Below are 21,423 nucleotides of genomic sequence, written 5' to 3'. Positions count from 1 at the left end.
GTCCCGCCCTCCCCGTCCGACACTCCGTCGTCCCCGTCCGGCGTCTCGCCCCGTCCGTCCGCGCCGTCCGCCGCGCCGCCCTCGGCGGCCGTCTCCCCCGGCGTCTCCCCCGGCGTCTCCAGCAGCCCCTCCGGCGGCACCACCTGCTTCTCCTCCGCGAAGTGGCAGGCCGAGTCGTGCCCGGCCGGTGTGTCCGCCAGCCGGAAGACGGCCGGCACGGCCAGCAGCGGCACCTCCAGTTCGCACCGCTCCTGCGCCTTCCAGCACCGGGTGCGGAAGCGGCAGCCGGAGGGCGGGTTGGCGGGCGACGGGACGTCGCCGTGCAGGATGATCCGCTCCCGGTGCTCCCGGGCCGTCGGGTCCGGCACCGGGACCGCGGACAGCAGCGCCTGGGTGTACGGATGCGTGGGGTGGTCGTAGATCTGCTCGTCCGAGCCGATCTCGACGATCCGTCCCAGATACATCACACCGACCCGGTCGGAGATGTGCCGGACGATCGACAGGTCGTGCGCGATGAACACGTAACTCAGCCCGAGCTCCGCCTGGAGCCGGTCCAGCAGGTTGACGACCTGCGCCTGTACGGAGACGTCGAGGGCGGAGACGGGCTCGTCCGCGACGATGATCTCGGGGTTCAGGGCCAGGCCGCGGGCGATGCCGATGCGCTGGCGCTGGCCGCCGGAGAACTGGTGCGGATAGCGGTTGATGTACTCCGGGTTGAGCCCGACGACGTCCAGCAGGTCCTGGACCTTGCGGCGCCGGTCGCCCTTCGGCGCGACCTCGGGGTGGATCTCGTACGGCTCCCCGATGATGTCGCCGACCGTCATGCGCGGGTTGAGCGAGGTGTACGGGTCCTGGAACACCATCTGGATGTTGCGGCGTACGGACTTCAGGGCGCGCCCGGACAGCTTGGTGAGGTCCTCGCCCTTGTACCTGATCGCGCCGGCCGTCGGCTGTTCCAGATGGACCAGCATCTTGGCCACGGTCGACTTGCCGCAGCCGGACTCCCCCACGATGCCGAGGGTCTCGCCCGCCGCGAGGTCGAAGGAGACCCCGTCGACCGCCTTGACGGCACCGATCTGCTTCTTGATCAGGATGCCCTGGGTCAGCGGGTAGTGCTTGACCAGATCGCGGACCTCCAGGATCGGTTCGCCGGCCGCCGCGGCGGAGGTGGCCCGTGACTTGGCGAGCAGCGCCCGGGCCTTCTCGCCCTCCTCGCGCGCTTCCCTGCGCCCCGAGTGGTCAGCGTGCATCGAGCGTCTCCTTCCAGAAGTAGCAGGCGCTCTCGCGGTGCTCGGCCACCTCGAACAGCGGCGGCACCTCGCCCCGGCAGATCTCCTGGGCCATCGGGCAGCGCGGGTTGAAGGCGCAGCCGGGCGGGATGTGCAGCAGGTTGGGCGGCAGGCCCTTGATCGCGTACAGCTCCCGGCCCTTCTGGTCCAGGCGTGGGATCGACCGGAGCAGGCCCTTGGTGTACGGGTGGGCGGGTGCCCGGTAGATCTCGTGGACCGGGGCGGACTCGACGATCCGGCCCGCGTACATCACGGCGATCTTGTCGGCGACGTCCGCGACCACGCCCAGGTCGTGGGTGATCAGGATCAGCCCCATGTTCAGCTCGCGCTGGAGCTCGGCGAGCAGGTCCATCACCTGGGCCTGGACGGTCACGTCGAGGGCGGTGGTGGGCTCGTCCGCGATGATCAGCGACGGTTCCAGCGCCATCGCCATGGCGATCATGATGCGCTGGCGCATGCCGCCGGAGAACTGGTGCGGGAAGTTCCCGACGCGTTCCTTGGCCGCCGGGATGCGGACCCGGTCCATCAGCTCGACGGCCTTCAGCCTGGCATCCTTGTGGGACATCCCCCGGTGCACGACGAACATCTCGCCGAGCTGCTCCCCCACGCTGAGCACGGGGTTGAGGGAGGAGAGCGCGTCCTGGAAGATCATGGCCATCTCCTGGCCGCGGATCTTCCGGCGCTCGTCCTTCTTCATCTTCAGCAGGTCGCGGTCCTTGAAGAGGATCTCGCCGCCGCTGATCTTCCCGGGGGGCATGTCGAGGATGCCCATGACGGCCTGGGCGGTGACCGACTTGCCGGAGCCGGACTCGCCGAGCACGGCCAGCGTCTCGCCCTCGGCCACCGAGTAGTTGACCCCGTTGACGGCCTTGGCGACACCGTCGCGGGTGTGGAACTCCACGTGCAGATCGCGCACTTCGAGCAACATGGCAGCGGGCTCCTCAGCGCAGCTTGGGGTCGAGGGCGTCGCGCACCGCGTCGCCGAGCATGATGAAGGCGAGCACGGTGACCGCCAGGGCTCCGGCGGGCCAGAGCAGCATGTGCGGGGCGTTGCGGATGTACTGGGACGCGGCGGAGATGTCGATGCCCCAGGAGACGGCCGGCGGTTTCAGGCCGACGCCGAGGAACGAGAGGGTGGCCTCCAGCGAGATGTACGTACCGAGCGCGATGGTCGCGACGACGATGACCGGTGCGATGGCGTTCGGGGTGATGTGGCGCAGCAACATCCGGGTGTTGGAGGCTCCGAGCGCCCGTGCCGCCTGCACGTAGTCGTTCTGTTTGGCGGTGATCACGGAGCCTCGGGCGATGCGGGCGATCTGCGGCCAGCCCAGCAGCACGATGAAGCCGATCACCGGCCAGACGGTGGAGCTGGTGACCACGGAGAGGAAGACCAGGCCGCCGAGGACCACCGGGATGCCGAAGAAGACGTCGGTGACGCGGGAGAGGACCGAGTCCGACAGTCCGCCGAAGAACCCGGCCAGGCCGCCGAGGATGCCGCCGAGCAGGGTGACGCCGAGGGTGGCGCAGACGCCCACGGTCACCGAGTTCCTGGCCCCGTAGACGGTACGGGTGTAGACGTCGCAGCCCTGCCCGTCGAAGCCGAAGGGGTGCCCGGGCTGGGAGCCCTGCTGGGCCTTGGCCAGGTCGCAGTTGAGCGGGTCCTGGTCGGCGATCAGCGAGGGCCAGATCGAGATGATCACCAGGAAGAGGATGATCAGGGCGGAGATGATGAAGACCGGGTTGCGGCGCAGGTCCCGCCAGGCGTCGGACCACAGACTGCGCGGCTTCTCGGCGGGGCCGGTGCCCTCCGGGCCGCCGGGTGTCCTTTCGAGGGTCGTGCCCTCCTCAAGGGCGAGGTCCATCACGCCTCCCGCTCCGGCGGACGAGATCGCCTCGTCCGGTGTCTGCTCAGGCATAGCGGATCCTCGGGTCGAGTACGGCGTACAGCAGGTCGACGAGCAGGTTCGCCGCCAGGAAGACGAGGACGAGGATGGTGACGAAGCCGACGACGGTCTGGGAGTTCTGGCGCAGGATGCCCTGGTAGAGCTGGAAGCCGACGCCGTGGATGTTGAAGATCCGCTCCGTGACGATCGCGCCGCCCATCAGGGCGCCCACGTCGGTGCCGATGAAGGTGACCACCGGGATCAGTGAGTTGCGCAGCAGGTGACGGATGACGACGCGGCGCCTGGGCAGGCCCTTGGCGACGGCGGTGCGGACGTAGTCGGCGCGGGCGTTCTCCGCGATGGAGGTCCGGGTGAGCCGGGTGACGTACGCGAGGGAGACCGAGGCGAGGACGAGGCCCGGTACGAGCAGTTCGTTGAAGGGCGCCTCCGAGGAGACCGAGGGTTTGATGATGCCCCACTCGACTCCCAGGAGGAGCTGGAGCAGCAGGCCGGTGACGAAGGTCGGGATGGAGATGACGACCAGGGTCAGGATGAGCACGGTGGTGTCGACGGGGCGGCCGCGGCGCAGGCCGGTGACGACTCCGAGGCTGATGCCGATGACGATCTCGAAGACGATCGCGACGACGGTGAGCCGGATGGTGATGGGGAAGGCGGTGGCCATCAGCTCGGTGACCTTCTGACCGTTGAACGCGGTGCCGAAGTCGCCGGTGAAGACATTGCCCATGTAGGTGAGGTATTGCTGCCAGACGGGCTTGTCGAGGCCGAACTCCGAGCGGAGCTGGGCCGCGGTCGCGGGGTCGCACTGGCGGTCGCCGCAGAGACCCGCGATGGGGTCGCCCATCACGTTCACCATGAGGAAGATCAACAGCGTGGTGCCGAAGAAGACCGGGATCATCTGCAGCAGCCGCCGGATCACATAACGTCCCATGAAGGGCTCCGGGGGTCGCGGTGGTCAGGGCTCGGGCTGGGGAGTGACGCGTCCGGGGACGGGGATGCCGGGTGGCCGGTGCGTTCCTGGCACCGGCCACCCGGCCTCAGGGCCTCAGGGCCTCTCGTTCGGATCGGGCCGGGCTCGCGGGGTCCGAACGAAGGACCCTTCACGGGTCACTTGACCTTGATCTGCTCGTAGACCGGGACGCTGAACTGGTTCAGCGACACGTCGGTGATGTTCTCCGAGTAGCCGGCGCTGCCGTTCTGGTACCAGAGCGGGATGACGGGCATCTGGGCGACCAGGACCTTCTCGGCGTCCTGGAAGGTCGAGACGGCCTTGGCCTTGTCGGACTCGGCGTTGGCCTTGTCGACGAGTCCGTCGAACTCCTTGTTGCTCCACTTGCCGTCGTTGGACGAGGCGTCGGTGTAGTACACGGGCTGCAGGAAGTTCTGGATGAGCGGGTAGTCCATCTGCCAGCCGGCCCGCCAGGCACCGGTCAGCTTCTGCTGGGAGACCTGGCTGCGGAAGTCGGCGAAGGTGCCGACGGGGGCGCCGACGCACGCCTTGTTGTTGCCCATCACCTTGTTGATGCTGTTGCAGACGGCGTCGACCCACTCCTTGTGGGAGCCGGTGTCGCCGTTGTACGAGATCTTGAGCTGGCCGCCGGGGATGCCGCCGCCCTCCTGGATCAGCTTCTTGGCGTTCGCCGCGTTGTACTCGCAGGGCGCGCCGCACAGCCCCTTCTTGAAGCCGCCCGCCTCACCGAGGACCGGGGAGGTCCAGTCGGAGGCGGGGGTGCGGGTCTTCTGGAAGATCTGATCGGTGATCTGCTGCCGGTTGATCGCCATCGACAGGCCCTGGCGCACCTTGATGCCGCCGGGGGTGTCCCACTTCTTGTCGTAGAAGGGGAAGGCGAGGGTCTGGATGATGCCGGCCGGGGTGTTGATGTACCGGTCGCCGAGGTCCGCCTTGACGTTCTTCAGCTGCGAGGCGGGCACGTCGTCGACGAGGTCGAGGTTGCCGGCCGTCAGGTCGGTGTAGGCGGTGTTGTTGTCGGTGTAGACCTTGAGGTCGATGCCGCCGTTCTGCGCCTTGTCGTCGCCGGGGTACTTGTCCCACTTGCGCAGGTTCATCGACGAGCCCTTGGTGTACTTGTCGATGGTGTACGGCCCGTTACCGATCGGCTTGGCCACCCAGGCGGCGTGGTCGGTGAAGAACGCCTTGGGCAGCGGGGCGAAGGCCGGGTAGCCGAGGGTGTCGGGCCAGAGGGAGAACTTCTGCGACAGCTTGACGGTGAACGTCTTGTCGTTGACCGCCTTGAGGCCGGAGAGCGTGGTGGCCGAGGCGCTGCCGGAGTCGGGGTGGACCTTGTTGTAGCCGTCGATGTATCCGAAGAAGTAGGCGTTCTTCTGATTGTTCTTCAGCAGCGCGCCGTAGTTCCAGGCGTCCACGAAGGAGTGGGAGGTGACCTTCTCGCCGTTGCTGAAGGTCCAGCCGTCCTTCACGGTGACCGTGAAGTTCTGGTTGTCCTTGGTCTCGATCTTCTCGGCGAGCATGTCGGTGGCCGCGCCGGTCTTCGGGTCGTACCTCTTGAGCCCCCGGAAGATCATGTCGAGGACCTTGCCGCCCTGCACCTCATTGGTGTTGGCGGGTTCGAGCGGGTTCTGCGGGTCACCCCACGAAGAGCTCACGATGCCGTTCGCGCCACCGCCGCCACCGCTGCCGCCCCCTCCGCCGCATGCCGTCGCCGCCAGGGCGACGACCACCGCACATGCGGCCCACCTGGCCTGTGTGGCTCCGCGCATGGAGTGCCTCCTCGTAGTGCTCCGTCTTACGTACGGTCAAATATCACCGCATCACAGACATCACGCACATTTACTCCACCCATTCGGGCGCGTCGGAGCCCACCCGAGTGGCACTTCACGGCGGTAGGGACCGCGGGCGCGGCCCCCGGCAGACACCGGAGCGGTAACGGCCGCGCATCGAATGCGCATCGACCGCGAGCCCGGCCGATCGACCGTACGAATTCCGAGACAACCGCGCCCGCATATCGGACTCATTGCCGGATTTCACCCATTAAGTCGTGAACACGCCTTCGAAAAAGCCAAACGGAAGCAAAGCCACGCCCTTCAAAAGGTCATGGATTGGTCAAATTTCCAAAGAGCATGCCAAGGGCGTCGGACATTCATTGACCCTGCATGAATTGCGTTGAAAAAGTCCGGGTAGCCCGTAGGTGTTGCCCTGCGGAGTCCTTCGACCCTCCGGGCCAGGAGCACCATGACGATTCCAACCCCGCAAGCCACCACCCCTCTTGAGGTGGAGGACGCGAAGCCGCAGTCGACAGCGGGACCGTCCGCGACCAAGGGCGGTGACGGCCGCTCACCGGGCAGGATGGCCTGGCTGCGCTTCAAGCGCGACCGCACCGGCATGATTTCGGCCTATGTGGTCATTTTCTTCTTCGTGATCGCCATCTGCGCGCCGCTGATCGCGAAACTGTACGGCAAGGACCCGTACACGACGTACGGGCAGAACGACACGAGCCTGCTGGACGACTTCGGTTCGCCGGTACTGCCCAACGGCGGTATCAGCGGCGACTTCTGGTTCGGCATCGAGCCGGGACTCGGCCGGGACGTCTTCACCTTCCTGCTCTACGGCATCCGCAACTCCCTGCTCATCGCCGCGGTAACCACCCTGCTGGTGACGGTGATCGGCATCGCCATCGGCATCACGGCGGGCTATCTGGGCGGGAAGACCGACTACCTCGTGGGCCGGGTCATCGACATCCTGCTGGCCTTCCCCTCCACGCTCTTCTTCATCGCCTTCTGGCCGGTGCTGATCTCGATCCTGGTCTCCCCGGAGGAGAACACCCCGGTCTGGCTGACCGTCGTCAGCCTCATCTCGGTCATGACGGCCTTCGGCTGGGCCTCCATCGCGCGTCTGCTGCGCGGCGAGGTACTCGCCCTGCGCGAGCGCGAGTTCGTCGAGGCCGCCAGGGTGACCGGCGCCTCCCCGGCGAGGATCATCTTCAAGGAACTGCTGCCCAACCTCTGGACGCCGATCCTGATCCAGGCCACGCTCGCGCTGCCCGCGTACGTCACCGCGGAGGCGGGCCTCGCCTTCCTCGGCGTCGGGCTCACTTCCCCGACCCCCGACTGGGGCGTGATGATCCAGCGCGGATCGGACGTCTACCAGAGCGACATCACGTTCATGCTCTTCCCCGGCGTCTCGATGGTGATCTTCGTCATCGCCTTCAACCTGCTGGGCGACTCGGTGCGTGACGCACTGGACCCGAAGACCAAGCGCTGAACCGCACTTCCTCCGGCCGGGCGACGGGGCCCACCGGAAAGATCGTTTCTCTCCATCGACCAGAGCAGGAAACCATGTCCCTTTCCCGCAGAAACTTCGTCATCGCCACGTCGGTCGCGGCCGGCGGTTCGATGGTCCTCTCCGCGTGCAGCAGCGGCAGCACGACCAAGAAGGGCGGCAGCGCCGGTCACGGCGGTACCGACAAGTACACCGGCGCGGTCGTGGTCGGCACGAAGGCCGACTCCACCGGTCCGGCCGCCGAGATACCGGGCGCGAAGAAGGGCGGCACGATCCGCGGGATCGCCCCGGACGACTTCTCGCACCTGGACCCGCAGCGCATCTACTTCTCGTGGAACTCCGCGGTCGGTGACCTCTTCATCCGTGGCCTGACCGGCTACAAGATCGCGGCTGACGGCTCGATGAAGCTGGTCGGCGACCTCGCCACCGACGCGGGCACCATGTCCGACAACGGCAAGACCTGGACCTTCACCCTGAAGGACGGTCTGAAGTGGGAGGACGGCAAGGAACTCACCATCGAGGACGTCCGCCACGGTATCGAGCGCGGCTTCGCCAGCTTCACCACCGAGGGTGCGGGCTACGTCCAGAACGCGCTGGTCGGTCCGGGCGACTTCCGCTCGAAGTACAAGGGTCCGTACGGCGGCAAGCACCTCGACGCGGTCGTCACCGACGCCAAGGCGAAGACGATCACCTTCAAGCTGGCCGAGCCCCGCCTGGACCTCAACTTCACCCTGGCGATGAACTCCTACGCGGCCGTCCCGGTCAAGGGCGACACCAAGGAGAAGTACGACAAGGACCCGATGAGCTGCGGTCCGTACCGCATCAAGGCCCACGCCATCGACAAGTCGATGACGCTGGTGCGCAACCCGCACTGGGACCCCAACACGGACGCGATCCGCAACGCCTACCCGGACAGCTTCGTCTACGAGTTCGGCCCCGAGTCCCTCCAGGCCACCGACCGGATGATCGCCGACGACGGCGACGACCAGTACGCGGTCATGGCGTACAGCGGCGTCCCGGCCGAGCGCATCCAGAAGGTCCTCACCGACCCCGAGCTGAAGAAGCGGACCTTCAACGGCCTGCTGACCGGCATCTACTACTACGCGATCAACACCAAGCGGATCACGGACCTGAAGGTGCGTCAGGCCCTCATCCACGCCTGGCCGCTGGAGCAGATCCGCAAGATCTACGGTGGCCCGTCGGCCGGTGACTACGCGACCTCCATCCTGAGCCCCGACATCCTCGGCTACGCCAAGGACGACGTCTACGGCAAGCTGAAGAAGCCGCAGGGCGACCCGGAGGCGGCGAAGAAGCTGCTGAAGGAGGCCGGCAAGGAAGGCCAGAAGGTCGTCTACGCCTTCCCGCAGAGCAACACCTACGACAAGACCAAGGTCGTCATCGAGAACGCCCTCAAGGCGGCCGGCTTCGACCCGGTCATCAAGCAGCTGGACTCCACCAGCTACTACGACCAGATCCAGCAGATCGACAACAAGTTCGACGTGATGTGGTTCGGCTGGTCCCCGGACTGGCCGACCGGCTACACCCTGATCCAGCCGCTCTTCGACGGCAGCACGATCGCCAACGGCGCGAACAACATCTCGCAGCTGAACGTCGACTGGGTCAACGAAGGAATCAAGAAGAACAACCTCATCGCCGACCCCACGGAGGCCGGCAAGGCCTGGGCCGCGCTGGACAAGCGGATCATGACGGAGGAGGCGCCGATCATCCCCGAGACGTTCCAGCGCCGCTTCTACCTCTACGGCGAGAAGGTCGGCGGGGCGATGTTCCACCCGCAGTTCTCCTCGGCCATCTTCTACAAGCTGTTCGTGAAGGCCTGACGCCGACACTCCTGAGGCGGGGCGCCCGTGCGGCGCCCCGCCCGCTCCACTCCCCCTCGTCGGCGTCTGCCAGGGAAATCCATCGCCATGTTCCGCTTCCTCATCCGCCGGGCAATCGGCGCACTGGTCATCCTGCTGATCATCAGTGCCATCACTTTCGTCCTCTTCTACGTCGCGCCCCGCGACCCAGCGCGTGTGGCCTGCGGCAAGGTGTGCACACCCGAGACGCTGGCGCTGGTCAAACGCAACCTCGGCATAGCCGACCCGCTGCCCGTGCAGTACTGGCACTGGCTCCAGGCCGTGTTCGTCGGCCGGGACTACAGCTCCTTCGGTCACTGCCCCGCCCCGTGCCTGGGTTACTCGTTCCACAACCGTGAGCCGGTCCTCGGCACCATCCTGGACCGCCTCCCCACGACGCTCTCCCTCTCGATCGGCAGCGCGGTCGTCTTCGTGGTCTTCGGTGTCGGCACCGGCATGCTCGCCGCGGTCAAGCAGGGCAAGGCGCTGGACAAGGTGGCGTCCTCGGCGTCGCTGATCGGGTCCTCGATGCAGATCTACATCGTCGGCGTGGTCGCCATGTACTACCTCGCGGACCAGTGGCACATCCTGAGCCGCCCCAAGGACGTCCCCTTCACCGAGAGCGTGTCCGGCTGGTTCTCCGGGCTGCTGCTGCCCTGGCTGGTGCTGGCGCTGATCTTCACCGCCAACTACACCCGCATGGCGCGCTCCCAGCTCGTCGAGACGCTGAACGAGGACTATGTGCGCACCGCGCGCGCCAAGGGCCTGTCCCGACGGACGGTGTTCTTCCGGTTCGCCTGGCGCGGTGCCATGGGCCCGATCGTCACCATCTTCGGCCTCGACATCGGCCTCCTCCTGGGCGGTGCGATCATCACCGAGAAGACCTTCGGCCTGCACGGCATCGGCGCCCTCTCGGTCAAGGCCGTCGGCGACAACGACCTGCCGCTGATCCTCGGTGTGGTCCTGGTAGCGGCGGCGGCGATCGTCATCTTCAACATCATCGTCGACGCGGTCTACGCCCTCATCGACCCGCGCGTCCGCCTCGCCTAGGGAGAGATCCAGTGAGCACCCCCTTCCTCTCCGTACGCGATCTGCGCGTGCACTTCTCCACCGAAGACGGCATGGTCAAGGCCGTCGACGGGCTGTCCTTCGACGTCGAGAAGGGCCGGACACTCGGCATCGTCGGCGAGTCCGGCTCCGGCAAGTCCGTCACCAACCTGACCATCCTCGGGCTGCACCACCCCGACCACACCGAGATCGAGGGCGAGATCCTCCTCGACGGACGGGACCTGCTGACCGCGTCGGAGCGGGAGCTGGAGCGGCTGCGCGGCAACAAGATGGCGATGATCTTCCAGGACGCCCTGGCCTCGCTGTCGCCGTACCACACCATCGGCAAGCAGATCGGCGAGACGTACCGCAAGCACACCGGCGCCTCCAAGAAGGAGGCCCGCGCGCGGGCCGTCGAGATGCTCACCAAGGTGGGCATCCCGCAGCCCGATCTGCGGGTGGACGACTACCCGCACCAGTTCTCCGGCGGTATGCGCCAGCGCGCCATGATCGCCATGGCCCTGGTCTGCGACCCGGAGCTGCTGATCGCGGACGAGCCGACCACCGCGCTGGACGTCACCGTGCAGGCCCAGATCATGGACCTGCTCAAGGACCTCCAGCAGGAGACCGGTACCTCGATCATCTTCATCACCCACGACCTCGGTGTCATCGCCGACATCGCGGACGACGTGCTGGTGATGTACGGCGGGCGCTGTGTCGAGCGCGGTACGAAGAAGGAAGTCCTGCGGGCGCCCCAGCACCCGTACACCTGGGGCCTGCTGGGTTCGATGCCGAGCCTCGAAGGTCCGGTCGACGTACCGCTGTCGCCGATTCCCGGCTCCCCGCCGAGCCTTCTCAACCCGCCGACCGGCTGCCGCTTCCACCCCCGGTGCACGTTCACCGAGCAGGTCGGCGGCAAGCGCTGCGCGACGGACCAGCCGCCGCTGGAGCTCACCGCCGGGCGCGGCGCCGCCTGCCACCTCACCGCGGATCAGCGCGCCGAGTTCTTCGCAGACTTCGCCGGCACCCGGCCCAACTGACGTACAAGAGACGGGACTTCCCCACCATGAGCAGCACAGATCCCCTCCTGGACGTCTCCGGACTCACCAAGCACTTCCCGATCAAGGGCGGCTTCCCGATCCGGCGGACGATCGGCGCGGTGCAGGCCGTGGACGGGCTGGACTTCTCCGTGGCCCAGGGCGAGAGCCTGGGCCTGGTCGGCGAGTCCGGCTGCGGCAAGTCGACCACGGGCCGACTGATCACCCGGCTCCTGGAGCCGACGGCCGGCCGGATCTCCTACCGCGGGCAGGACATCACCCACGCCTCGCGCAAGGAGCTGGCCCCGGTCCGCTCCGAGATCCAGATGATCTTCCAGGACCCGTACGCCTCGCTGAACCCGCGGCAGACCGTCGGCAAGATCATCACCGCGCCGATGGAGATCAACGACATCGACCCGGCGGGCGGCCGCGAGGCACGCGTGCGGGAGCTGCTGGAGACCGTCGGGCTCAACCCGGAGCACTACAACCGCTTCCCGCACGAGTTCTCCGGTGGCCAGCGCCAGCGCATCGGGGTGGCCCGGGCCCTGGCCCTGGAGCCGAAGCTGATCGTGGCCGACGAGCCGGTCTCGGCACTGGACGTGTCGATCCAGGCCCAGGTGGTGAACCTGCTGCAGAAGCTGCAGAAGGAACTCGGCATCGCGTTCCTGTTCATCGCCCACGACCTGGCCATCGTGCGCCACTTCTCGCAGCGCGTGGCGGTCATGTACCTCGGCCGGATCGTGGAGATCGCCGACCGCGAGGACCTGTACGGCAATCCGCGTCACCCGTACACCAGGGCGCTGCTCTCGGCGGTGCCCGAGGCGACCGCCGACGACACGCCGGCCCGGGACCGCATCCGCCTCGTCGGCGATGTGCCCTCCCCGGTCAACCCGCCGTCGGGCTGCCGCTTCCGTACCCGTTGCTGGAAGGCGACGGACAAGTGCGCGAGCGAGGCCCCGCCGCTGGTGCGGGTCGAGGGCAGCCGGGAAGGCCATCTGACGGCCTGCCACTACCCGGAGGACGCCCAGACCGCCGCGGCCGTCCCGAAGGCCCGTACGGCCTCGTCCGCGCCGGAGCTCGGCAAGAAGACCACCGAAGACCCCAAGGCCGGGGCCTGACACCCCAGCCCCGGCCCCGGGGCGCCCCGCGGACAGGACCCGACCGGTCCCAGGTCGCGGGGCTCCCCGGTCCCGCGGAACCGAGCACGTGAGCCCATTGACCCGAGCCACCTGCGCGCCCGGTTCCGGGAAAGGAAGAAGCGCCCGGAACCGATCGGTTCCGGGCGCTTCCGTGTGGGTCGGGCTCCGTCAGGAAGCCGCGCCGACGATGTCCTTCTCCTCGGCGAAGTGGCAGGCCGACTCGTGCGCCGCGGGAGTGTCCGAGCCCTTGAAGCGCTCGGGGACGGCCAGCAGCGGCAGTTCCGTGGAGCACTTGTCCTGGGCCTTCCAGCACCGGGTGCGGAAGCGGCAGCCGGACGGCGGGTTCGCCGGCGACGGGACGTCACCGGTGAGGATGATCCGCTCGCCTCGCTCGCGGGCCTCGGGGTCCGGGACCGGGACCGCCGACAGCAGCGCCTGGGTGTAGGGGTGCGTCGGGTGGTCGTAGATCTCCGCGTCCGTACCGATCTCGGCCATCTTGCCGAGGTACATCACGCCGACCCGGTCGGAGATGTGCCGGACGATCGACAGGTCGTGCGCGATGAAGACGTAGGAGAGGTTGAACTCGTCCTGGAGCTTCTCCATCAGGTTGATGACCTGCGCCTGCACCGACACGTCGAGCGCGGAGACCGGCTCGTCGCAGATGATGATCTCCGGGTTGAGCGCGAGGCCGCGGGCGATGCCGATGCGCTGCCGCTGGCCGCCGGAGAACTGGTGCGGGTAACGGTTGATGTACTCCGGGTTGAGGCCGACGACGTCCAGCAGTTCCTGGACCTTGGCCCGCCGGTCGCCCTTCGGGGCCACCTCGGGGTGGATGTCGAAGGGCTCGCCGATGATGTCGCCGACCGTCATGCGCGGGTTCAGCGAGGTGTACGGGTCCTGGAACACCATCTGGATGTTCCGGCGGACCGCCTTCAGCGCACGGCCGGACAGCCGGGTGATGTCCTGGCCCTTGTAGAAGACCTCGCCGGACGTGGCCGTCTCCAGCGCCATCAGCAGCCGGGCGACCGTGGACTTGCCACAGCCCGACTCGCCGACGATGCCGAGCGTCTCGCCCTGGTAGAGGTCGAAGGAGACCCCGTCCACGGCCTTGACCGCACCGACCTGGCGCTTGAACAGGATGCCCTGGCTCAGCGGGAAGTGCTTGACCAGATTGCGCACCTGGAGGATCGGCTCACCGCGCTCCACCGGGGCTTCGATGGCGGCGACCGCCGCCGTCTCGGTGGCGGCGTCGACCGTCACGACGTCGGTGACGTTCGGGGTGGCGTCCATGGAACCGTCCGTCTTGTCGAGCTCAGCCATGGATCGTCTCCTTCCAGAAGTGGCAGGCGCTGCCGCGTCCGGGCAGCTCGCTGCCGTCCTGCTCGGAGACCGGCACCAGGGCCGGAATCTCCGTGCGGCAGATGTCCTCCGCCTTGGGGCAGCGCGGGTTGAAGGCGCAGCCGGACGGGATCTTGAGCAGGTTGGGCGGCAGGCCCTTGATCGCGTAGAGCTCCTGGCCCTTCTGGTCGAGCCGCGGGATCGAGTCGAGCAGGCCGCGGGTGTACGGGTGCGCGGGCCGCTTGTACAGCTCGTGCACCGGTGCCGTCTCGACGATCCGGCCCGCGTACATGACCGCGATCTTGTCCGCGACGTCGGCGACGACGCCGAGGTCGTGGGTGATCAGGATCAGACCCATGTTGAACTCGGTCTGGAGCTCCTTGAGCAGGTCCATGACCTGGGCCTGGACCGTCACGTCGAGCGCGGTGGTCGGCTCGTCCGCGATGATCAGGTCCGGCTCAAGCGCCAGCGCCATGGCGATCATGATGCGCTGGCGCATACCGCCGGAGAACTGGTGCGGATAGTCGCTGACCCGCTGCTTGGCGGCGGGGATCTTGACCCGCTCCATCAGCTCGATGGCCTTGAGCTTGGCCTGCTTGCGGGAGAGTCCCTGGTGGACCCGGAACATCTCGCCGAGCTGGTAGCCGACCGAGAGCACGGGGTTCAGCGAGGAGAGCGCGTCCTGGAAGATCATCGCGATCTTCTGGCCGCGGATCTTCCGCCGCTCCTCGTAGCTCATGGTGAGCATGTCCTGACCGCGGTACAGGATCTGGCCCTGCGGGATCTTGCCGGGCGGCATGTCGAGAATGCCCATGATCGCCTGGGCGGTCACGGACTTGCCGGAACCGGACTCACCGAGCACGGCCAGGGTCTCGCCCGAGTCCACGCTGTAGTTCACGCCGTTGACGGCCTTGGCTACGCCGTCGCGGGTGTGGAACTCCACGTGCAGGTCGCGCACTTCGAGGAGTCGGGCGTCGTCCGGCCCCCCGGAGCGGGGCGCCGGGATGTCTGATGTCTTGTCCATGATGGTCACGTCGTACGCCCTCCTCAGCGCAGCTTCGGGTCGAGGGCGTCGCGCACCGCGTCGCCCAGCATGATGAACGCGAAGACCGTGAGGCTGAGCATTCCTGCCGGGAACAGCAGCGCATGCGGGTTGTCGCGGATGGCCTGGCTGCCCTCGGCGATGTCGATGCCCCACGAGATCGTCGGGTCCGCGAGCCCGAGCCCGAGGAACGAGAGCGTCGCCTCGGCCGAGATGTACCCGCCGAGCGCGATGGTGGCCACGACGATGGTCGGGGCGAGCGCGTTGGGAAGGACGTGCCGGAAGAGGATCCGCGAGGTGCCGGCGCCGAGGGCGCGGGCCGCCGTCACGTAGTCCGCCTGCTTCGCGGTGATCACCGAGGCACGCATGACACGGCAGATCGAGGTCCAGCCCAGGAAGGCCAGGGCCAGGATCACCACGTACACCTTGCGGTCGGTGAAGGCGTTCAGGACGACCATCGCACCGAGCAGGAAGGGGATGCCGAAGAAGATGTCGGTGACCCGGGAGATGACGGAGTCGAGCCAGCCGCCGAAGTATCCGGCGAGCATGCCCAGCAGGCCGCCGACCAGGGTGACCGCGGCGGTGACGCCGACGCCGACCAGGATCGAGGCGCGGGTGCCGTAGATGACACGCGCGTAGATCGAACGGCCCTGACCGTCGTAGCCGAACCAGTCGGGCTGGAAGAAGTGCCCCAGGTCCGGCTTGGTCAGGAAGTGGTTGGTCAGATCGCCGTCGCGCGGGTCGGCGCCGGTGAACAGCCCTGGGAAGGCGGCTATGACCAGCAGGATCAGCAGGAGGATCGAGGAGATCCAGAACATCGGGCGGTGACGCAGGTCGAACCAGGCGTCACCCCAGAGGCTGCGCGGCTTGTCCTTGCTCTGGGCGTCCGCGGCCGAGGGAGCGGCGACGGCGTCCACCGCCGCTTCGGTCTTGGTCTCGGTGACGTCAGGCATACCGGATCCTCGGGTCCAGGACCGCGTACAGCAGGTCGACGAGCAGGTTGATCACAAGGATGACGAGGACGAAGACCGTGACAACGCCGACGATCGTCGAGCCCTCGCGCTGCTGCAGCGCCTTGAAGAGCAGGTTCCCGACACCCTGGACGTTGAAGATGCCCTCGGTCACGACCGCGCCGCCGATGAAGCCGCCGATGTCCGTGCCGAGGAAGGTGACGACCGGGATCAGCGAGTTGCGCAGCAGGTGGACACCGACGATGCGGCGCCGCGGCAGGCCCTTGGCCATGGCGGTACGCATGTAGTCGGCGCGCAGGTTCTCCGCGAACGTGGTGCGGGTCAGCCGTGCCACGTACGCCATGGAGAGCATGGCGAGCACGAAGCCCGGCAGGAACAACTGCGCGTAGTCCGTCGAGTCCTGGACGTTCGGTGCCACCCAGCCGAGCTGGTCCGCGAGGACGAAGCGGGCGAGGAAGCCGAGCACGAACACCGGGATCGAGATGACGATCAGGGTGAAGATCAGTACGCCGGTGTCGGCGGCCTTGCCGGCCCGCAGGCCCGCCCAGGCGCCGAGCCCGATGCCGACGATGATCTCGATGAGCATCGCCACCGCGGTCAGTCGCAGCGTCACCGGGAAGGACTCGGACATCTCGTCGATGACTTCGCGACCACCGAAGGTCTTGCCGAAGTCACCCTGGAAGAGATTGCCCATGTAGTCGACGTACTGCTTCCACAGGGGCTGGTCGAGCCCGAACTCATGGCGGAGCGACGCGACCTGTGCGGGGTCTGCCGCCTTGTCTCCCCACATCGCCCGGATTGGGTCACCGGGAAGGATGTGGACCATGAGGAAAATAATCAGAGTGGTCCCGATGAATACCGGGATCATCTGGAGCAGTCGCCTTGCGACGTAACGCCCCATCATGCCTCCATGCCGTGAGGGGTCGGCGATGGCCTTCTCAGAGTTGTCTCCGCCGCGGGGTGTGGGGGGAGAGCCCCGGGGCATCGCCTACGGGCCGGTTCCGCCGCCCCTGAAGAGGAACGGCGGAACCGGCCTTCGGGTCCCGATGCTTACTTCTTGGCCTTGACCTGGACGTCGGTGAAGATCGGGTCGCCGTCCTGGCCGTACACGATCTTGCCGAACACGTTGGTGGACTGGCCCGAGTTGTTCTTGTAGAACCACAGCGGGATGGCCGGCATGTCGTTCTTCAGGAGCTGCTCGGCGTCCTGGTACATCTTGACGGTCTCGTCGAGCGTCTTCGCCTTGTCGGCCTTCGCGGCGAGGGCGTCGAACTCCTTGTTGGAGTAGCCCGAGGTGTTGCCCGCGGCGGTGGTGCCGTACAGGTCGCGCATGAAGTTCGAGTTGACCGGGTAGTCGAGCACCCAGCCACCGCGGTACATGGACTTGACCTGCTTGTTGTCACGGGCGTTCAGGTCGGCCTGGAAGTCCGGCTTGGAGTCGCCCACGCACTCGACGCCGGTCGCCTTGCGGATGCTGTTGCAGACCGCGTCGACCCACGGCTTGTGGGACTGGTCGGCGTTGAACTGGATCGAGATCTTGTTGCCCGGGACGCCGCCGCCGTCCTTGATGAGCTTCTTCGCCTCGTCCGGGTTGTACTTCACGATGTCGCCGAGCGCGCCGGGCTTGTAGCCGAGCACACCGCGGGCGACGTACGAGTCGGCCGGGGTACGGGTGCCGTGCAGCACGGTCTTGGTGATCGTGTCACGGTCGATCGCCATGGACAGACCCTGGATGACCTTGGGGTTGATGTCCTTGAACTGCTTGGTGTAGAACGCCGGGACGATCGACTGCACCGCGGAGTACTCGGCGTCGATGGCACGGTCGCCGAGGTCCTGCTTGTAGCTGGTCAGCGACGTCGTCGGGATCTGCTCGATCCAGTCGAGGTTGTTCGACCGCAGGTCCGAGTAGGCGGCGTCGGCGGTGGTGTAGTTCTTGAAGTCGATGCCACCGTTCTTGGCCTTGTTCGGGCCCTGGTAACCGTCGAACTTCCGGACCTTGATCAGCTTCTTGTGGTCCCACGAGACGAACTTGTAGGGACCGTTGCCGATCGGCTTCTGGCCGGCGGCGGCCGGGTCCTTGAAGAAGGACTCGGGCAGCGGCGCCCAGACGTCGTAACCGAGCTTGTACGCGAAGTACGAGACCGGGCCGGTCAGGCTGATCGTGAAGGTGTTGTCGTCGACGATCTTCAGGCCGGACATCTTGTCCGACTTCGGAGCACCCTTCTCGGGGTGGACGTCGGCGTAACCCTTGATGTCCTGGAACCAGCTGGAGTTGGTCTGGTTGTTCTTGACGTTGGCCGACCAGTTCCAGGAGTCCACGAAGGACTTGGAGGTGACCGTGGTGCCGTCGTGGAACTTCCAGCCCGGCTTGAGCTTGACCGTCCACACGGACGAGTCGGCGTTGGGCGTCACGGACTCGGCGTTGACGTACACGAGCTTGCCGGTGCCGGGCTCGTAGTCGACCAGGCCGGAGAAGATGGTGCGCAGGACACGGCTGCCCTGGCTCTCCTTGGCGTTCGCCGGCTGCAGCGGGTTCTGCGGCTCTCCGAGCTGGGCGGTCAGGATCCCGTTCGGGTCCGCCTTCCCGGAGTTCATGCCGCTGTCGCTGTCCTTGTCGTTCCCACCACAGGCAGTCGCGGCCAGGGCGATGATGGCCGCTCCCGCGACCCACTTGGCGCTCTTGGCACCACGCATGGGTTTCCTCCTCATGAGTCCACTTTTGACTACAAGAAGGGCACTGGAGTCGATACACCGACACCCCTGACGGTGATCGTTTCAGTGCCCCTAGTGTGCTCGTGAGTCGGCACTCCCCACAGTGCGTGACCCATTGACCCGAGCTCAATGGAGCCAACTATTAAGTACGACCGGGCTGTAAACCACACTTAAGGGGTCTCGTTTTGACAACATCAAGGAATCACGATTGCCCAAAATCCGGACAAAGTGATCCCAGACAGACACGCTCGAAACGGACCGTTAACGCAGCTTTCGGAGAGCGACGATCGATATGCGGACGGATGGCCGGAGAAAACCACTGGACAACGGGGTGATGAGCCTGCCGGGCGGCACTCCTGCGCGCCCATCCCGTTGCTGATGCACACCGATGCGCTCCGAAGAGCCCTCGGCCCGACGCACAGCAGGGCCCGGCCCCCCGTCAACTGACGGAAGACCGGGCCCCGTTGTATGTACGGGCGCACCGTGCGCCCGGCGTCGGATCAGCGCTTGGCGCGCGACGCGGCGCGGCCGCGCTCCTTCTGGTCGAGGACGACCTTGCGGATACGGACCGTCTCCGGGGTCACCTCGATGCACTCGTCCTCGCGGCAGAACTCCAGGGACTGCTCCAGCGAGAGCTTGCGGGCCGGCACCACGTTCTCGGTGGTGTCGGCGGAAGCCGCACGCATGTTGGTGAGCTTCTTCTCCTTGGTGATGTTCACGTCCATGTCGTCGGCGCGGGAGTTCTCGCCGACGATCATGCCCTCGTAGACCTCGGTGCCGGCCTCGGTGAAGATGACACCGCGCTCCTGGAGGTTGACCATGGCGAACGGCGTCACGGAGCCCGCGCGGTCGGCGACCAGCGAGCCGTTGTGGCGGGTGCGCAGCTCGCCGAACCACGGCTCGTGGCCCTCGAAGATGGAGTGCGCGATGCCCGTGCCGCGGGTCTGGGTCAGGAACTCCGTACGGAAGCCGATGAGGCCGCGGGACGGAACGATCCACTCCATGCGGACCCAGCCCGAACCGTGGTTCGTCATCGTCTCCATGCGGCCCTTGCGGGTCGCCATCAGCTGGGTGATCGCGCCGAGGTGCTCCTCGGGGGAGTCGATCGTCATGCGCTCGATCGGCTCGTGGGTCTTGCCGTCGACCTGCTTGGTGACGACCTCCGGCTTGCCGACCGTGAGCTCGAAGCCCTCACGGCGCATCTGCTCGACGAGGATGGCCAGCGCGAGCTCACCGCGGCCCTGGACCTCCCAGGCGTCGGGGCGCTCGGTGTCCAGGACGCGGAGCGAGACGTTACCGATCAGCTCGCGGTCCAGGCGGTCCTTCACCTGGCGGGCGGTGACCTTGTGGCCCTTGCCGCCCTTGCCGACCAGCGGCGAGGTGTTGGTACCGATGGTCATCGAGATGGCCGGCTCGTCGACCGTGATCAGCGGCAGCGCGACCGGGTTCTCGGGGTCGGCCAGGGTCTCGCCGATCATGATGTCCGGGATACCGGCGATGGCGCAGATGTCGCCCGGGCCCGCCTTCTCGGCCGGCTTGCGGGTGAGCGCCTCGGTCATCATCAGCTCGGTGATGCGGACGTTGGAGATCGTGCCGTCGCGCTTGATCCAGGCGACGGTCTGGCCCTTGCGCAGCTCGCCCTGCTCGACGCGGCAGAGCGCGATACGGCCGAGGAAGTTGTCGGCGTCCAGGTTGGTGACGTGGGCCTGGAGGGGGGCGTCCTCGTCGTACTCCGGGGCCGGGACGTGCGCCAGGATCGTGGAGAAGAACGGCTCCAGGTTGTCGCTGTCCGCCGGGACGGTGCCGTCCTCCGGCTTGGTCAGCGAGGCGACGCCGTCACGGGCGCAGGCGTAGACGATCGGGAACTCGATCTGGTCCTCGTCCGCGTCCAGGTCCAGGAACAGGTCGTACGTCTCGTCGACGACCTCGGCGATCCGGGAGTCGGGACGGTCGGTCTTGTTGATGCAGAGGATGACCGGCATCTTCGCGGAGAGCGCCTTGCGCAGCACGAAGCGGGTCTGCGGGAGCGGGCCCTCGGAGGCATCGACCAGGAGCACGACCGCGTCCACCATCGACAGGCCGCGCTCGACCTCACCACCGAAGTCGGCGTGGCCGGGGGTGTCGATGATGTTGATCGTGATCGGGTCCCCGCCGTCCTTGGGGTGATACTTCACCGCCGTGTTCTTGGCGAGGATCGTGATGCCCTTCTCACGCTCCAGGTCGTTCGAGTCCATCATGCGGTCGTCGAGGTGCTCGGCGGCGTGCGCGGCGAAGGCGCCGGCCTGCTTGAGCATGGCGTCGACCAGCGTGGTCTTGCCGTGGTCGACGTGGGCGACGATGGCTACGTTACGGATGTCGTGGCGCGTGGGCATGGGTGGCTTGCGCTTCTCTCGGATCGTGGGATCAGGCGTCTAAGTCGGTCTCAAGTCCTCGTACGCCCGCCGGGCGGACGCGCCACGGCTCGTCCAATGGTACGGGGCTGGCGCCGCCGCGGCTTCCCGGGCAAGTCCTACCGGCCTCGGAACGGGCCTCCGGGCGGTCCGCCGGGCCTGCCCGGACGGACAGGCCCGCAGCGTGCGGACGAGTGCCGGACAGGAGGTGAAAGCCCGTGTCCGCCTCCTGTTTCCGCCTCCGCGGCCGGTTCTTCCGGTGAATTTCACCGGATGTCGCGTCCGCGGTACTCCGGACGGAGACGGCGGAGGCGGAAACGGGGACGGAGACGGGGAGGCGGACACGGGACTTTGCACGGCTTCGGAGGTGGGGCTCCGAAGCGGAATCTCCGAGAGGCCGGAGCAGGGGCTCCGGGGTGGGGGGTCTCAGAGGTGGGGGGATC

At 67.2% G+C, this 21,423-nt stretch carries 16 protein-coding genes; 5 read left to right on the top strand and 11 right to left on the bottom strand.

Annotation, left to right across the window (positions count from 1 at the left end):
• The 5 genes from AADR41_RS33935 to AADR41_RS33915 all read right to left on the bottom strand — a co-directional run.
• Window positions 1-1,250, bottom strand: a 1,250-nt coding sequence (locus AADR41_RS33935) for an ABC transporter ATP-binding protein (RefSeq protein WP_342285654.1), incomplete at its 3' end; no start/stop codon positions are given.
• On the bottom strand, window positions 1,240-2,217 hold the full coding sequence (locus AADR41_RS33930; RefSeq protein WP_266688820.1) for an ABC transporter ATP-binding protein: 978 nt from the start codon (window positions 2,215-2,217) through the stop codon (window positions 1,240-1,242). The genes AADR41_RS33935 and AADR41_RS33930, both read right to left, overlap by 11 nt.
• 13 nt (window positions 2,218-2,230) lie before the next feature.
• Window positions 2,231-3,205 (bottom strand): ABC transporter permease, encoded by a 975-nt coding sequence (locus tag AADR41_RS33925; protein WP_342285653.1) that lies wholly within the window; start codon window positions 3,203-3,205, stop codon window positions 2,231-2,233.
• Window positions 3,198-4,121 carry an ABC transporter permease gene (locus AADR41_RS33920; RefSeq protein ID WP_342285652.1) on the bottom strand — a complete coding sequence of 308 codons (924 nt, stop codon included), beginning with the start codon at window positions 4,119-4,121 and terminating at the stop codon, window positions 3,198-3,200. The genes AADR41_RS33925 and AADR41_RS33920 overlap by 8 nt, the downstream gene beginning before the upstream one ends.
• Window positions 4,122-4,297: 176 nt before the next feature.
• Window positions 4,298-5,929 (bottom strand): peptide ABC transporter substrate-binding protein, encoded by a 1,632-nt coding sequence (locus AADR41_RS33915; protein WP_342285650.1) that lies wholly within the window; start codon window positions 5,927-5,929, stop codon window positions 4,298-4,300.
• A 472-nt stretch (window positions 5,930-6,401) separates the two neighbouring features.
• Here AADR41_RS33915 and AADR41_RS33910 point away from each other — a divergent pair, with 472 nt between their 5' ends.
• The 5 genes from AADR41_RS33910 (at window position 6,402) to AADR41_RS33890 (ending at window position 12,506) form a co-directional block, all read left to right on the top strand.
• On the top strand, window positions 6,402-7,430 hold the full coding sequence (locus tag AADR41_RS33910) for an ABC transporter permease (protein WP_342285648.1): 1,029 nt from the start codon (window positions 6,402-6,404) through the stop codon (window positions 7,428-7,430).
• Window positions 7,431-7,504: 74 nt separating this feature from the next.
• A complete protein-coding gene (locus AADR41_RS33905) occupies window positions 7,505-9,286 on the top strand; it encodes an ABC transporter substrate-binding protein (protein ID WP_342285646.1) in 1,782 nt (593 codons plus the stop codon).
• Window positions 9,287-9,373: 87 nt separating this feature from the next.
• Window positions 9,374-10,354 (top strand): ABC transporter permease, encoded by a 981-nt coding sequence (locus AADR41_RS33900; protein ID WP_342285645.1) that lies wholly within the window; start codon window positions 9,374-9,376, stop codon window positions 10,352-10,354.
• Between the two features lie 71 nt (window positions 10,355-10,425).
• Window positions 10,426-11,391 carry an ABC transporter ATP-binding protein gene (locus AADR41_RS33895; protein WP_342285656.1) on the top strand — a complete coding sequence of 322 codons (966 nt, stop codon included), beginning with the start codon at window positions 10,426-10,428 and terminating at the stop codon, window positions 11,389-11,391.
• A 26-nt stretch (window positions 11,392-11,417) separates the two neighbouring features.
• Window positions 11,418-12,506: an ABC transporter ATP-binding protein gene (locus AADR41_RS33890; protein WP_342285644.1), complete on the top strand. Its 1,089-nt coding sequence runs from the start codon at window positions 11,418-11,420 to the stop codon at window positions 12,504-12,506.
• Between the two features lie 189 nt (window positions 12,507-12,695).
• Here the strand turns inward: AADR41_RS33890 and AADR41_RS33885 are convergent, their stop codons facing one another.
• The 6 genes from AADR41_RS33885 to typA all read right to left on the bottom strand — a co-directional run bounded on the left by AADR41_RS33885 (window position 12,696) and on the right by typA (window position 20,962).
• The gene (locus AADR41_RS33885; protein WP_342285643.1) at window positions 12,696-13,847 is read right to left on the bottom strand and encodes an ABC transporter ATP-binding protein; all 1,152 of its coding nucleotides are present in this window, start codon (window positions 13,845-13,847) and stop codon (window positions 12,696-12,698) included.
• Complete coding sequence (locus AADR41_RS33880; protein ID WP_342285641.1) at window positions 13,840-14,898, bottom strand: ABC transporter ATP-binding protein; 1,059 nt, start codon at window positions 14,896-14,898, stop codon at window positions 13,840-13,842. The genes AADR41_RS33885 and AADR41_RS33880 overlap by 8 nt, the downstream gene beginning before the upstream one ends.
• Before the next feature lie 14 nt (window positions 14,899-14,912).
• Window positions 14,913-15,860 carry an ABC transporter permease gene (locus tag AADR41_RS33875; RefSeq protein ID WP_342285639.1) on the bottom strand — a complete coding sequence of 316 codons (948 nt, stop codon included), beginning with the start codon at window positions 15,858-15,860 and terminating at the stop codon, window positions 14,913-14,915.
• Window positions 15,853-16,779 (bottom strand): ABC transporter permease, encoded by a 927-nt coding sequence (locus AADR41_RS33870; protein WP_124717390.1) that lies wholly within the window; start codon window positions 16,777-16,779, stop codon window positions 15,853-15,855. Before AADR41_RS33870 ends, AADR41_RS33875 begins: the two co-directional genes overlap by 8 nt.
• Window positions 16,780-16,928: 149 nt before the next feature.
• Entirely contained in the window at window positions 16,929-18,572 is a 1,644-nt protein-coding gene (locus tag AADR41_RS33865) for a peptide ABC transporter substrate-binding protein (RefSeq protein ID WP_342285637.1), read from the bottom strand.
• A 518-nt stretch (window positions 18,573-19,090) separates the two neighbouring features.
• Window positions 19,091-20,962, bottom strand: coding sequence for a translational GTPase TypA (gene typA, locus AADR41_RS33860; protein ID WP_342285636.1), 1,872 nt, complete (start codon window positions 20,960-20,962; stop codon window positions 19,091-19,093).
• Window positions 20,963-21,423: the final 461 nt, after the last annotated feature.

Source organism: Streptomyces sp. CLV115 (genome assembly GCF_038448545.1).
In the GTDB taxonomy this organism is placed as follows: Bacteria; Actinomycetota; Actinomycetes; order Streptomycetales; family Streptomycetaceae; genus Streptomyces; species Streptomyces sanglieri.
The sequence above is the reverse complement of the archived record's forward strand: the minus strand, read 5'-3'. Positions and strand labels throughout refer to the sequence as shown.